General features: G+C 70.7%; 10 protein-coding genes. 4 read left to right on the plus strand and 6 right to left on the minus strand.

Annotated elements, in window-relative coordinates; all coding sequences use genetic code 11:
• Positions 1-201 precede the first annotated feature (201 nt).
• Together ASD90_RS16860 and ASD90_RS16865 are read left to right on the plus strand one after the other, a co-directional pair.
• Positions 202-4,164 carry a S8 family serine peptidase gene (locus tag ASD90_RS16860; RefSeq protein WP_162260216.1) on the plus strand — a complete coding sequence of 1,321 codons (3,963 nt, stop codon included), beginning with the start codon at positions 202-204 and terminating at the stop codon, positions 4,162-4,164.
• Between the two features lie 122 nt (positions 4,165-4,286).
• Positions 4,287-4,964: a VOC family protein gene (locus ASD90_RS16865; protein WP_056759172.1), complete on the plus strand. Its 678-nt coding sequence runs from the start codon at positions 4,287-4,289 to the stop codon at positions 4,962-4,964.
• 104 nt (positions 4,965-5,068) lie between these two features.
• Here ASD90_RS16865 and ASD90_RS16870 read toward each other — a convergent pair whose 3' ends face one another.
• The 3 genes from ASD90_RS16870 to ASD90_RS24020 form a co-directional block, all read right to left on the minus strand.
• Complete coding sequence (locus tag ASD90_RS16870) at positions 5,069-5,656, minus strand: DoxX family protein (RefSeq protein ID WP_082588809.1); 588 nt, start codon at positions 5,654-5,656, stop codon at positions 5,069-5,071.
• Between the two features lie 163 nt (positions 5,657-5,819).
• Positions 5,820-7,052, minus strand: coding sequence for an McrC family protein (locus tag ASD90_RS16875; protein WP_056759175.1), 1,233 nt, complete (start codon positions 7,050-7,052; stop codon positions 5,820-5,822).
• Between the two features lie 7 nt (positions 7,053-7,059).
• On the minus strand, positions 7,060-9,876 hold the full coding sequence (locus tag ASD90_RS24020; protein ID WP_056759176.1) for an McrB family protein: 2,817 nt from the start codon (positions 9,874-9,876) through the stop codon (positions 7,060-7,062).
• A 350-nt stretch (positions 9,877-10,226) separates the two neighbouring features.
• Between ASD90_RS24020 and ASD90_RS24760 the strand changes: the two genes are divergently transcribed.
• Positions 10,227-10,853: a DUF6318 family protein gene (locus ASD90_RS24760; RefSeq protein ID WP_369793628.1), complete on the plus strand. Its 627-nt coding sequence runs from the start codon at positions 10,227-10,229 to the stop codon at positions 10,851-10,853.
• Positions 10,854-11,308: 455 nt separating this feature from the next.
• Positions 11,309-11,761 (plus strand): hypothetical protein, encoded by a 453-nt coding sequence (locus ASD90_RS16885; protein ID WP_056759178.1) that lies wholly within the window; start codon positions 11,309-11,311, stop codon positions 11,759-11,761.
• A gap of 100 nt (positions 11,762-11,861) precedes the next feature.
• Here the strand turns inward: ASD90_RS16885 and ASD90_RS16890 are convergent, their stop codons facing one another.
• The 3 genes from ASD90_RS16890 to ASD90_RS16900 all read right to left on the minus strand — a co-directional run bounded on the left by ASD90_RS16890 (position 11,862) and on the right by ASD90_RS16900 (position 13,527).
• Positions 11,862-12,689: a hypothetical protein gene (locus tag ASD90_RS16890; protein ID WP_056759180.1), complete on the minus strand. Its 828-nt coding sequence runs from the start codon at positions 12,687-12,689 to the stop codon at positions 11,862-11,864.
• On the minus strand, positions 12,686-13,006 hold the full coding sequence (locus ASD90_RS16895) for a hypothetical protein (RefSeq protein WP_157623215.1): 321 nt from the start codon (positions 13,004-13,006) through the stop codon (positions 12,686-12,688). Before ASD90_RS16895 ends, ASD90_RS16890 begins: the two co-directional genes overlap by 4 nt.
• Positions 13,007-13,092: 86 nt before the next feature.
• On the minus strand, positions 13,093-13,527 hold the full coding sequence (locus ASD90_RS16900; RefSeq protein WP_056759183.1) for a hypothetical protein: 435 nt from the start codon (positions 13,525-13,527) through the stop codon (positions 13,093-13,095).
• Between the last annotated feature and the right edge of the window lie 71 nt (positions 13,528-13,598).

The following is a 13,598-nucleotide window of genomic DNA, read 5'->3' on the forward strand; positions in this document are numbered from 1 at the left end:
CGGCACGAGATCGCCTCGAACGCCCACGAACGACCCGAACGGGGATAGGTTGCTCCCGGCGTGGCAGGCAAGTTCGGGGGCGAGCGTCCCTGCGCACGCGGTGCGCTGACGCATCGCGTGTGAATGGAGCCACGCGAGGAGGATCTGTTGTCCGACAACACTCGGGGACCATGGCGCTCGCGTCGTGGTGTGATGTGCTCGGTGAGCGCAGGTGCCATCGCGGCCCTGGCCGCCACCACCCTCGGGGCCGCGCCGGTGTCGGCGAGCCCTGACCCGTCCGTCAGGCACCGCAGCGACCGCTCGGTTCCCGACGGCCTCACGAGCGCCGGCTCGCTCGGCCTCGGCACGCAGCGCGTGGACGCCGGCGACAGGGTCGACGCCGGCCTGCGCAAGGCGACCGGACCCGTCGACGTCATGATCGAGCTCGACGCCGCACCCGCGACGACGGCCTTCGGCCAGGCCCGCGGACGCGGGCTCGCCGCCGCCAGGAGCGCGGCACGCACCCAGACCTCTGCGGTCAGGACCGCACAGAAGGGGATCGAGTCGCGCTTCGGCGCCGCCGCGACGAAGGCACGCTCGCTCTACAAGGTCCACGCGGCATACGCCGGCATCGCGGTGCGCACGGACGCCACCCGGCTCTCGGCCCTCGCGGCGATCCCGGGCGTCAAGGCGATCCACCGCTTGACGCCCAAGGCACCGACCAACTCCTCGTCGGTGCCGCTCATCGGCGCGCCGAAGGTGTGGAAGGCGATGTCGCAGACCGGCAAGGGCGTCCGCGTCGGCATCATCGACACGGGCATCGACTACACCCACGCCGACTTCGGCGGCCCGGGCACGGTCGACGCGTTCAAGGCTGCCGGCGCCTCCAACGCGTTCGCCCCGACCGCCAAGGTCGTCGGCGGCTACGACTTCGCCGGCGACGCCTACAACGCCGACCCGGGCTCGGACACCTACGACCCGAACCCGCAGCCCGACCCCAACCCGCTCGACTGCAACGGCCACGGCTCGCACGTCGCGGGCACGACGGCGGGGCTCGGCGTCGCGTCCGACGGCACGACGTGGAGCGGCGGCTACGCGTCCGACGACCCCTCCAGCCTCGACATCGGCCCCGGAGTCGCCCCCGAGGCGAGCCTCTACGCCCTCAAGGTCTTCGGCTGCGACGGCTCGACCAACGTCGTCGGGCAGGCACTCGACTGGGCGGCCGACCCCAACGGTGACGGCGACCTCTCCGACCACCTCGACGTCGTCAACATGTCGCTCGGCAGCTCCTACGGCTCGCCCGAGGACCCCGACGCCGTCGCCTCCGACAACCTCGCCGCCCTCGGCACCGTCGTCGTCGCCTCGATGGGAAACTCCGGTGACGTCTACGAGGTCGGCGGCTCCCCTGGCAACGCTCCGCGCGTGCTCGCAGTCGCCGCGTCCGACGACGGCAACGACGTCGTCGACGGCCTGGAGTTCGACTCCCCCGCCGGCATCGAGCCCGCCGACACGGTCGACGGGACCCAGGACAACGTCTTCGCCGCCCTCAAGTCGGTCGCCTACGACTGGACCGGCGAGCCCGGGGTGACGAACGTCCCCGTCGTGACCGTCGGCGACTGGTCGCAGGACCCGAGCGCCGGCAACAACACCGACGGCTGCTCGCCCTACTCCGTCGCCGACCAGGCGAAGGTGACCGGCAAGGTCGTCATGCAGATGTGGCTCGACGGCACCGGCCGCCGGTGCGGCTCCAAGGACCGCGCTGGTCTCGCCAAGGCCGCGGGCGCCGTCGGCGTCATCTACGGCAGTGACGTCAACGCGTTCTCGGCAGGGGTCACCGGCGACACCGACATCCCTGCGATGCTCACCGTCAACCAGGGGACGCAGGCCGTCAAGGCCCAGCTCGACGCCTCCGACGAGGTCCGCGTCACGATGACGAACGACCTCCGCAACGCCGTCACCATCCGCAGCCCCAGGGCGGTCGACCAGCTCGCCGGGTTCTCGTCGCGTGGTGTCGGAGTGGCCGGTGGCGTCAAGCCCGACGTCGCCGCACCCGGTGTCACGACGTTCTCCGCGGCCGTCGGCACGGGCAACGAGGGCGTCGCCGAGAGCGGCACCTCGATGGCGTCGCCTCACGTGGCCGGTGAGGCCGCGCTCGTGCGCGGCTCGCACCCGACGTGGACGGTCGAGGAGGTCAAGGCCTCGATCATGAACACGGCGACCCAGGACGTCTTCGTCGGTCCCGACCACACGGGCGACGTCTACGGTCCCGAGCGCGTGGGCTCCGGTCGCGTCGTGGCCGACGCCGCGGTCGGCACGAGCACGCTCGCGTACGTCACCGACGACCAGGGCGCCGTCAGCGTCTCGTTCGGTCCGGTCGCGGTGACCGCCCCGACGCAGACGCTGACGAAGACCGTGCGCATCGTCAACAAGCGCCCGGTCACGTCGGCGGCCTACGAGCTGTCCTACGACGCTGCCCACCCGACGCCGGGAGTGACGTACGCGTTCAGCCCGTCGCAGGTACTCGTCCCGGCGAACGGGTCCGTCGACGTCACCGTCACGGCGACCTTCACGCGGTCTGCGCTGCGGCCCGTCGCCGACCCGACGGCCGAGGCCGACCCGCTCGAGATCGGTATCCTGCGCAGCCACCGTGCCGACGCGAGCGGCCGCATGGTCCTCGAGCCCGTCCAGGGCACGGCGGGTGGCGCGCTGCGCGTGCCGGTCTGGTCGGCGCCGCGGGCGGCGTCCACGATGTCGTCGCCCGCGAGCACGACGGTGACGAGGCAGTCCGGCCTCCCGGCCGGCGTCGCCACCTCGATGCTCCCGCTCACCGGCACCGGCATCGACCAAGGCAGCGACGCCACGTCGTACGTCTCGACGGTCTCGACGTTTCAGCTGCAGGGCACGAGCCCGCGCCGCGCGGACTGCTCGGCCACCCGAATCGTCGACTGCAACGCGACGGCGGACGACCGCGGGGCCGACCTGCGCTACGTCGGGGCAGCCTCCGATGCGCCGCTCTTCGGTCGTCTCGACCAGGCGATGCTGACGTTCGGGATCACCACACAGGGCGCGTGGCGCACCCCGGCCACGTCCACGGAGTTCGACGTCTTCCTCGACACGAACGCCGACGGCACGGCCGACGCCGTGGTCTACAACACCCGGCTGTCGACGACCGACGACTACGACTACTTCGTGGCCGAGCTCGTCGACCTGCGACCGGGCCCCGGCTTCGGCGGTGTGCTCGACCAGTCGCTCGTCAACGGCGTGGACGGGTCGTTCGACACGAACCTCTTCAACAGCGACTCGCTCGTCATGCCGGTGTCGGTCAAGGTGCTCCAGGACGAGGGCCTCGTGACGGGCGCTGCCCCGGAGGTCCGCTACTGGGTCAGCTCGCTCGCCCAGGGCGTCGCCGTCGACGCCCTCGGTTCGGCGGCGAAGCCGATGACCATCAGCCTCGCCTCCCCCGGCCTGTCGGCCTACGGCGACTTCGGCACGCTGCTCAGCACCGACCGCCCGGGCGAGAAGCTCGAGGTCCGGCGTGACGAGGCGACCGTGAAGGTCGACAAGCCGCAGGGTCTGCTCCTGCTGCACCACCTCAACACCGACGGCTCCCGGGCCAAGGTGGTCACGGTGCGCACGACGTCGGCGACGAAGCTCACGGCCGGCCCGTCGAGCTTCACGCAAGGCGGCCGCACGGTGCTGACGGCGACGGTGTCCCCGTCGACCGCCACGGGCACCGTGACGTTCGACTGGAACGGCAAGTCGCTGCGCACGGTCGCGGTCTCGGGCGGCAAGGCCGTCCTGCCCGTCACCGGCCTCCCGCGTGGTACGCAGTCGTTCGTCGCGCGCTACTCCGGTGACACCACCACCGTCGCCAGCACGTCGGCGACGGTCACGGTCACCGTCAAGGGCGTGGCCTCGGCCACGTCCCTGACGTCGAGCAGCACGAGCTTCCGCTACGGCGGGCGCCCGACGCTGACCGCGACGCTCTCGCCGTCGACCGCCACGGGCACCGTCACCTTCCGTGACGGCACCCGGGTCCTCGGCACGTCGACCGTCGCGAAGGGCAAGGCGACGCTGCACGCACCCGTCCTCTCGCGCGGCACGCACTCAGTGCGGGCCACCTACAACGGGTCTGGGCGCTACCACCCGTCCGTCTCGTCCACGGTGACGCTCCGCGTGGGCTGAGCGGTCACCCGCACCATCCCGACGACGTATGCCGTCCGGCCGCCTCTCGGCCGGACGGCATACGTCTGCTCGTCGTCGCTGAAGCCGGCAACGCGACGGCACCAGGGGGCTACGGTCGCTCCATGCCGCTCGCGACCTACAAGGACCTGTGCATCGACGCCACCGACCCGCACGCCCTCTCGGCGTTCTGGGGGCCGCTCCTCGGCTGGGAGTCACACCCTCATGACGACGGGGACTCGTGCCTGCGGGTCGGTGACGAGGTCAGGGTCTGGGTCAACCGCGTTCCCGAGCCCAAGACCGTCAAGAACCGTCTGCACCTCGACATCAGGGCGGCTTCGCTCGGCCCCGCGCTCGACGCCGGGGCCGTGGTCCACGACGAGCAGCCCCGCTGGACCGTGCTGCTCGACCCGGACGGCCAGGAGTTCTGCGTGTTCGTCCGCGACGAACCCGTGACCGACCCGGTCTACGAGCTCGTCTGGGACGTCACCGGAGACGAGGGCGCCGCACACCGGGTGGCCGGATGGTGGGCCGAGACGCTCGGCGGCACGGCGGTGCGCGACGAGGGCTGGAGCCACGTCGAGGGGATCGCGGGCCTGCCGTTCGAGGCGATCGTCTTCCAGCCCGTGCCCGAGGACAAGACGGCGAAGAACCGCATCCACCTCGACGTCACGACCGAGGACATCGCGGCCCTCGTGGCGGCGGGGGCGACGTCGGTGCGCGATAAGGGTGACGAGGGCCTCGGGTGGACCGTCATGGTCGACCCGGCCGGCAACGAGTTCTGCGCCTTCACGCCCGACTGACGACACGCAGCAGGAAGGCGGCCCTCCGAGGAGGACCGCCTTGCTGCCCGGGCCCGAGGGCCCGTGCTGGTGGCCGTGTCAGGGAACGCGGCCACCGACCCGGCTCACCGCAGGAGACCGTTACCGACGTGGCGGCCCCACCACTTGCCAAGGCCCCAGGTGTCCCCGGCGAGCGTCGTGGCGAGAACCGCGATGCCCAGTGCCTCGATCCAGTGGCTGTCGATGATCGGGTTCGTGTAGGCGCCGGTGGTGCCGAGGGGGAACTCGGCGAGGTACATCAGCGCGAGGAGGAGAGCGCCGGTCCAGGCGGCGAGCTTGAGGCCCGCGCCGGCGAGGAGGGCGACACCGATGCCGAGGAGGCCGCCCATGAACAGCCAGTCGGCCCACGGGCCGGCGATGTTCTTGAAGAAGTCGGCGAACGGGCCTTCGGCGTTCTTCATGAAGCCTTGGGCGGGAGTGCCGCCGTGGATCCATGCCTTGGCCGTGGGGGTCATGTAGCCGAGGCCGAACATCTTGTCGATGAAGGGCCAGAGGAAGGTGAAGCCGAGCACGATGCGCAGACCAGCGAGGAACTTGCGGGCAACGGCCGAGCGGACCACCTCCTCTTGGAAGGTGACGACGCCCTTGGTGGGGTCGTGCGCGGTGACCGTCGCACTACCTTCGGTGTGCGTGTCGCGTGGGATCGTGCCCATGGAACTCAACTCCAGAACTCGGTGTGTGTTCCGGCAGCTTCTCTGTCGGTACTACACAGCGTAGTAGTAGTTGGGTCACAGGGATCCCTCATCCGGGTGTGATCTGGCGGACACCGTTGTGGGCCGTCGGTTTCCGCGTCCAGAGGCGGCAGGGTCCGACGCGTCAGCGGCGTGAGCGGATGAGGGTCGGGACCTCGAACTCCGCTGGTGCCTCGGCGAGCTCGCGCACCAGGTCGGCCAGCGAGTCGAGCGAACGGCACACGGCGGCATACGACCCGTCGAGACGGATCGGACGGCAGAGGATCCGCGTGCCGGCGTTGCGGATGACGATCTCCGACTCCGGCGCGCGGTCGCTGTTGCAGTGGATGAGCAGACCCGTCGGCAGGCCCATGGCTGTGGTGTACGCGATCAGCTCGAGGTAGTCGCGCGACGCCATGTAGCCGTCGGCGCCCATGGAGTACTTCGCGTCGCCGACGAGGACCACCTCGCTGCCGCGGCGCACGACGAGGTCGGGTGCCATCGTGACCGCGCGGCCCTCGTCGAGCCAGACGTCCTCGTCGCGCTCGATGCGCATCTCTGGGGCGAGCCGGAGGTCCAGCTCCTGCGCGATCCAGCGCTGGAAGAGGTCGTCCATGTCGACCATGAGGCTGTTGGCCTGCTGGTCGCCGGCCTCGTGACTCAGCGACATCGCTTGCAGGACAAGGCGACTCAGCCTCATCGCGTCCTCGTAGTGCTCGTTGAGGCGCGTGATCGGCAGCGGTGCGGCGTGCTTCGTCGCCGTCGTGTCGGCGACGCCGTCGAACCGGCCGAGGACGCGCAGGGCCTCGCGGCGGATGTGCGGCGCGAGCTGCGGCCACGAGAGCATCGCCTGCAGCGTGCAGCGGAAGAGCTGGTTCTCGACGATGTCGGCGGTGAAGTCGTCGAACCGACACTGCGGCTCGGCCGCGCTCCACGGCCGCCGCGCGAACTCCTCGACGAGCAGCCGGCCGCGGATCGTCCGCATCCGCTCCTCGCGCGGGACGTAGCCGTGCACGAGGCCGCGCATGGTGGCCGAGTCGATGAGTCGGATGGCGAAGTAGGCGACGCCGTCGATGAGCTCGTCGGTGTCGCTCCACGTCACGTGCTCGTGGTCGAACGCGTCGGGCGAGACGCCCGCCCCGAGCATCGCGAAGAAGTTGGTGACCGAGACCTTCGGCATGACGCGCACGACGAGGCCAGGCACGGCAAGCGCCCCGACCCAGCTCGTCGCGCCGATGGTGACGACGTCGGGGTCGGCGGTCGCGTGGATGACGAGACGCTCCCCCGCTGCCGCGACGAGAGCAGCCCGGGTCTCTCGGGACAGCCGGACCGGCCCCGAGCGTCCGTGCTCGGGGATCGGGGCCAGCTCGATGGTCATCGTCGTGTCACGGCCTGGTCAGGTCGAACTGGCCGTAGCGGGCTCGGACGTTCTCCCAGCGGAACTGGGCCAGCTCGTGCTCGCGCCCGTAGAGCTGGTCCTCGATGAACGGGTAGACGTTGTAGTCCCAGATGCGGCGCAGCGTCGCCTCGTCGCCGTCGAGGCCGGGACGCATGAAGTAGCTGTGGCCGATCTGCAGGTGCGGGCCGCGCAGGGCCCGGCGCAGGTCCTCGTTGACGCGGTCGACGAGCTCGGCCACCCACACGGGACCGTCATGGGCCTCGAGCCAGCGGCGCAGCAGTCCCTCCATCGGCCCGTCGTGCGGCATGAACGGCACGAAGTCGAAGCGCCGGCGCAGGGCCGCGTCGACGAGGGCGATGGAGCGGTCAGCGGTGTTCATCGTGCCGATGAAGTAGAGGTTCGGCGGCAGCTCGAAGCCCTCGTCGGGGCGGTAGCTCGTCTTGACCGAGTGCGAGCGGTACTCGAGCAGGAAGAGCAGCTCACCGAAGACGCGCGGCAGGTTCGCCCGGTTGATCTCGTCGATGATCATGATGTGCGGCGTCAGCGGGTCGGCCTCGGCCGCCTCGGCGAGGAGGGCCAGCGGGCCCTTGCGCAGCTCGTAGACCATCTGGCCCTGGTGGTCGATCTGCGGCCGGAAGCCCTCGAAGAAGTCCTCGTAGCTGCTGCTCGGGTGGAACTGGACGATGTCGCGCTTGGCCGGGTCGGGCTGCAGCGCCAGGGCGAACCGCTGCGCGAGGTAGGTCTTGCCGGTGCCGGGGGGCCCATAGAAGATGACCTGCTTCTTCTCCTCGAGCAGCCCCTGGATCTCGCGGAGGAAGTCCTCCCCGATGAGCAGCTCCTGCGCGGCCTCGCCGAGCGCGTCGTGGTCGGGCATGAGCGCCTTGTCGGAGCGGCGCATGAGCCAGTACGCGAGCTGCGCCTGCCCCCACGGGTCGTCCGGCAGCAGCGGGTCCAGCGTCTGCTTGAGCAGGGCGTTGGTCTCGACGTGCGTGCGACCGCGGGACTTGCCCTCGGTCCACCGCGCCGGGCCCCCGAGGCGCCCGAGCATCGCGATCTTGCCGGAGTCCCCGCTCAGGGCGAAGAGGGGCAGCCAGTGCTCGGGGTGCGCGATGGCGAAGAGCTTGAGCACGACGCTCTCGCCGAAGCCCTGGACCGGCACGTCGTCGGAGCCGAGCACCCGGTTGATCCGCTCCTCGTCACGGCCCTCACCCCAGAGCAGGTCGCGCACCATGACGCGCAGCTCGTCGATGCCGGCCGCGTCGAGCGCGTTGATGCTGCTGATGAGGACGGACTGCGCGCCGATGTCGCCGTAGCCGCGCGTCGACACGATGCGCTTGAACGTCGGCAGGTCGAAGGCCTCGAGCCCCTCGCGCGACAGGCAGGCGGCGAAGACGCGCCGCTGCTCCTGGTGCCAGGCGTCGCGCTCGCTCGGGTAGGGCCGTTCGCTCTTGAAGATCTCGACCTCGCTGTCGAGGTCGACCATGGAGGCGAGCTCGAGGCTGGGGTCGTCGAGGGGGCCTCGCTGGCTCGAGGTCATGAAGCGCAGCAGCGGCGTCAGGGCGCGGGCCGTCGAGATGATGTCGTCGGCGAAGTCGGCCCGTCCGACGGCCTCGTCGCCCTTCCACCAGCGGCCGACGAAGGCCTCGCCGCCGGGGTACTCGCGCCCGACGGCCTCGAGCCGGTCGGTGCGGCCGTCCTCGTGGACGCGCAGGAAGGTCAGGCCGCGCGGCAGGTGCTCCTGGACGATGGTGCCGACCTCGCGGTGCTGCTGGTCGCTCTCGCCCTCCCAGCCGCCGTGCAGGCCGAACGCGACGCCTGACGGGGTGACCCAGAGGCGGAAGCCGGGCGCGCCGGCACCACCGACGAGGATCCACGCGGCATACAGGTCGGAGCGGTAGGCGGCGTCCTCCCCCGCGTGCTGCTGCAGCGCGAGGGTCGGGGCCTCGAGGTAGAGGCCCGTCTCGGTGGAGAGCCGCTCGATGAGGCTGTCGCTGATGTGGTCGGCCTCGCCGCGCAGCTGGCGGGCGAGGTCGGCCGCGCGGTCCTCGCGCTTGGCGTTGGCGTAGCCGGTCGACTGGCGGAAGTCCGCCGCGATCTCGGCCGCCTCGACGCACACGTCGAGCACCTTGGGGGCGATCCCGACGAACGCCTCGGTCTCCTTGAGGTACCAGAGGATGCGGGCGGCGTACTTCGGGTCCTCGGGGCGCAGGGCCGCGCAGAGGGCAGCGAAGGCGACGTAGCGCTCCGCGTGGCTCAGGCCGCGCTCGAGCCAGCCGAGCCGCTGGAGCATGTGCGGGGCATTCTCCCACATGAGCGGCCACTCGCCGCCGTCGTCCGTGGACCAGAAGAGCGAGAGGACGTATGCCGTGTGGCCCGGTCCCGGGGCGCGCTGGCCGCGCGAGCCGCCGCGGGCGAGGAAGGCCTCCATGGCCTGGAGCTTGTCGCCGGCGTCCTGCGGGGACGCCGGGGTCTGCAGGGTCAGCTTGAGCAGACCGACGACCTCGGCGTACTCCTCCTCGGCCCGGCGGACGAGCGAGGCGAGCCACGGGCCCCCGATGGGCCCGAAGCCGACGTAGGGGCCGTCCTTGCGGGTCCACTGGTTCATCGCCTCCTTGAAGGCGACGAGGTCGCTCGAGGCCACGAGGTCGGCGAGGATCTCGCGCAGCTCGCCGTTGCGGGCGGAACGCTCGGAGTCGAGCTCGGCGAAGAGGGCCTGGGCGTCCTTGTCCGCCTCGGCGGCGCGCTCGATGAGGGCGTACTTGGCGCGCCAACGCTTGACGTCGACGGTGTCAGTGCGAGACATGGGGCTCCCTTGCACGCCCACTTCTAGGGCGCATAGCTACTGCACGCGTGGAGGTGCGCACAGGACCGCGAAAAAGGTTACCTGCCGGTCGCCCATGCTCCGAACTCGTGGGTGTGTCGCCGGTGAGACCCAGAAATCGCAGCGTCGAACGGCCCCTGACGGCAGCGAATCGCCACCATTGTCACCCGAGCACCGCGGCCCGGTGCAGCCGGGGTGCCTGTGGATGACGGACGGGGCTCAGGGTGCGGGTGAGGCACGATCGTCGTAGGTTGCCGTCGAGGAACGAAGGGTGCGAAACGCACCTCACCCGACGCAACCGCACGATGATCGACGATCGACAGGGGACGCCGATGACCGCCGCCGCACGCTCGCACCGACACCGCACGCTCCTTGCGTTTGCCGCCACCTCCGTCGCGCTCGCGACGCTGGGTGCGTGCACGGGAAGCGACCCCGGTCCTGCAGTGACGACTCCACCGTCGACCTCGGCCGTCACCAGCTCCGCAACCCCCACGACCACCACGTCGACAGCACCCAGTCCGACTGCCTCGGTCGACCCCGTCATCGCCAAGATCCCGGCCGCCGCCCTCGCCCGAACGGCGCCGGGCGCTCAAGCTTTCGCCCGCCACTTCATCGAGTCGCTCAACGACGGTGCGACCAAACCGGATGCGACGGTGCTTGCCGGGCTGTTTGCTCCTACGTGCGAGACATGCCGAGCAATGTCCGAGTCGCTGGAGAGCCTGGAGGCCAAGGGGCAGCGGCACACTGGACCTTCGATTCGGGTGCTCAGGACAAGTCCACTGGCGTTCTCGACGTCGTCGGCCCGTGTGCTAGTGGACGTTGAGCAGACATCCGTGAACGTTGTGAACCAGGCCGGCGACAAGGTTCGAACCACAGCTAATGGGCCCGGCACGTTCGTAATGTCCCTCTCCTTCGATAACGGACACTGGACAGCCACCAAACTCCAGACAGCGTCATGAAGCGTTCAATCCGCGCGATGGGGACCGCGCTTGCCGTCGGCGTGGCAATCGCATTCCCGTGCCACGCGGCCGACGGGGGGCCATGTGACGACGCTTGGGTCGACTGCGGCACTGATAGCGACGGCGCCTTTACAGACCTACTCCCCAGGGACAAGGTCATTAGGTTGCCCAAATTCCCGGGGGACGCCGGTGGGGTCGTGGTTAATGATCGGGACAAGCATCTTCCGAGGTATGAGTACCGATCACTGGCGGATTGTTACGAGGCCACGCCAGACAGTGGCACCGAAGCTGTCACATGCGCGGGGGCGCTGCGATCTTGCCCTCCCGACGAGGCGGGCCCGCGGCTTCGAATCTGGAGACGGACGCTGGTCGATGACAAAGTCGTTCAGCCATGGACCTTGATCGGGTTGACCTGTGCTGCGGATGTGGCACCTGGCGCCCGGCCGACGTTGACGATGGCTGACCTCAAGGCAGCGTTCATGCGGACGCCGTGGTCGAAGCCGCAGATCTCGAGCCAGCCGGCCGGCAACACGACCCTCGTCAACCTCCGCACCTTCTACCGGGTGAACTGGACGTCGCAGGGCTTCCAGCCGGGCGAGGTCGACCGGTCCGTGCTGCGAGGGATCCCGGTCCAGATCCGTCCGAAGCTGGTCGGCTTCACCTACGTCTTCGGCGACGGATCGAGCACCGGCCCCACCACGTCGACCGGAGGCGTCTATCCGGACGGAGATGTCACGCACCTCTATCGCGCCAAGGGTGAGTATCCCGTTCGCGTCGACACCACGTTCGGGGCCGACTTCAGCCTGGACGGGTCGACCTGGGACGAGATCCCCTCGACGGTGACCCTTCCCGGCCCGTCGACGACGGTCACGGTGCGGGAGGCGAAGGGCGTGCTCGTCAACCACTGACGTCGGCCGGTCCCGTCGCGGACCGGGTCGTGTGAGTAGCGAGTGTTGCCGGAACCCCACCCAGTACACAGGTGGTCGGCGGTGAGCGGGAGGAGCCGGGTCAGGGCTGGTCCTCCGGGGGGACGGATTCCTGGGGCTCGTCGAAGGTGAGCTCACCCTGCGTCGGCCGTGCCCTCGACCCGCCGACGCCGGCCACGTCGCCACTCGGGGTCGCGTCCGCGATGGGCACGACGTCGTCGGCCGGCTCCACCGACACGTCTGCGTCGAGGTCGGCCTTCGGGCTCGGCTCGAGGTCCGGCACCGCGTCCGTCCACGACGCCGCGTCGTCGGCCTCGACCGCCTCGTCGAGTGCTGCCACCACGACCGGCTCACCGACGCCGGCCACGTCACCGTTCGGGGTCGCGTCGACGACAGGCGCGGAGTCGTCCGGCTCGGTCGAAGCCTCGGTCAGCAGCGCGTCCTCGTCCTGTGCATCGCGGTCCCACGACTCCGCCGCACCTCGAGGCTCGGAGAGCGGCGTGTGGGCCCCCCCGAATCCGGTCCCGTCCGCGTCCTCCGCCTCGTCGACGTCCGCCCCAGCGGCCGCGTCGACGTCGTCTGCCTCGTCCTGCGAACCAGCATCCGGAGCGGCTTCAGCCGTCTCGGCGGCCAGGGCCCCTGCACCCGCCGCGGCGGTGAGGTCGGCGCCTCCGGCGATGCCCACGGCACCCGCCACCGGCTCGCCCGGCGAGACCAGGGGCGTGAGCTCAGGCCCTGCCGGCTCAGCGTCAGCCTCCACGGCGCCGACGTCCTGCTCGCTCGCCGCAGCGGCAGGCGATGCACCCGCGCCCGGGCCTGCCTGGACCGTCCGGCTCGCGCGCCTGACGGTGAGGAACCACGTGACCGCAGCACCGAGGACGAACGCCAGCACGAGGAGCAGCCACTTCATCGCGTGACCACCGAACCGCTCGCGGCGCCGAGATCGGCGAACGCCTCGTCCTCGGAGCGCGCCGGCACGAGCCGTCCGGTCACCGCGATGGCGACGAGCGACCCCACGACGAAGCCGACGATGCTCCACAGGAAGCCGCTCCAGAAGCCGCTGTCGCTACGACCGAGGAAGCCGAGCAGCACGGTCACGACGACCAGGGCCGCCCACCAGGCACCACCGATGCCGGTCCGGTACGAGCGCGTCACGGTCTTCCCACTGGTGTGGGCCTGCTGGGCCATCGGTCCTCCACGGGTCAGGCGTCGCGTGGTCGCGACCACGGCTTGGACGCTACCCCGCCGGTCCCCGGAGAGACAGGGAACGCCACGGCATCTTCCCCATGCCGTGTCCTGCTCCCCTGCCCGGCTCAGGCTGCGGCGCAGTCGCCCTCCGCGGGCAGCACGGCCACGGCGTCCGGTGCCGCGATGGCGACCGCGTGGAGCGTGAATCCTGTGGTGCGGCAAGCACCCTCGAAGGCCGCCCGCAGGTCGCGGTCCCGCGGGGTGGGGGCGGCCCGACCTGGCCGCGCGATCACCATGACGACGTCGTGCACGTCGTGGCGCGACACCTCGGTGAGCAGCAGGCGCACGCCCTCGAGCACCTGGCCGACATCCACCCGGCGCGGCTCGTCCGGCAGGCAGATCGGCTGGAGCAGTCGCCCGTTGGGGTGGCAGAGCAGGAGGTAGGTCGCCCCGTCGGACCGTGTCTGCTCGGTGACGATGAGGTCGACCACCCCCTCGAAGACGTCGGGGTCGGTGATCGGTCGTTGGGCCCAGTCCCGGGGGAGCTCGTCGAAGCGCATGGGACGAGGGTGCCGTTGACCGGTGACAGTGGGTGAACGTTGTCCACAATGGTTAGCGTGGGTGCACGCTC

The sequence above is a fragment of the Terrabacter sp. Root181 genome, from assembly GCF_001428505.1.
Classification (GTDB): Bacteria; Actinomycetota; Actinomycetes; order Actinomycetales; family Dermatophilaceae; genus Terrabacter.

Coding starts and splice junctions, on each gene's coding strand:
- ASD90_RS16865 (WP_056759172.1), top strand. CDS start 4,287: ATGCCGCTCGCGACCTACAAGGACCTGTGCATCGACGCCACCGACCCG.
- ASD90_RS16870 (WP_082588809.1), bottom strand. CDS start 5,656: ATGGGCACGATCCCACGCGACACGCACACCGAAGGTAGTGCGACGGTC.
- ASD90_RS16875 (WP_056759175.1), bottom strand. CDS start 7,052: ATGACCATCGAGCTGGCCCCGATCCCCGAGCACGGACGCTCGGGGCCG.
- ASD90_RS24020 (WP_056759176.1), bottom strand. CDS start 9,876: ATGTCTCGCACTGACACCGTCGACGTCAAGCGTTGGCGCGCCAAGTAC.
- ASD90_RS24760 (WP_369793628.1), top strand. CDS start 10,227: ATGACCGCCGCCGCACGCTCGCACCGACACCGCACGCTCCTTGCGTTT.
- ASD90_RS16885 (WP_056759178.1), top strand. CDS start 11,309: ATGGCTGACCTCAAGGCAGCGTTCATGCGGACGCCGTGGTCGAAGCCG.
- ASD90_RS16890 (WP_056759180.1), bottom strand. CDS start 12,689: ATGAAGTGGCTGCTCCTCGTGCTGGCGTTCGTCCTCGGTGCTGCGGTC.
- ASD90_RS16900 (WP_056759183.1), bottom strand. CDS start 13,527: ATGCGCTTCGACGAGCTCCCCCGGGACTGGGCCCAACGACCGATCACC.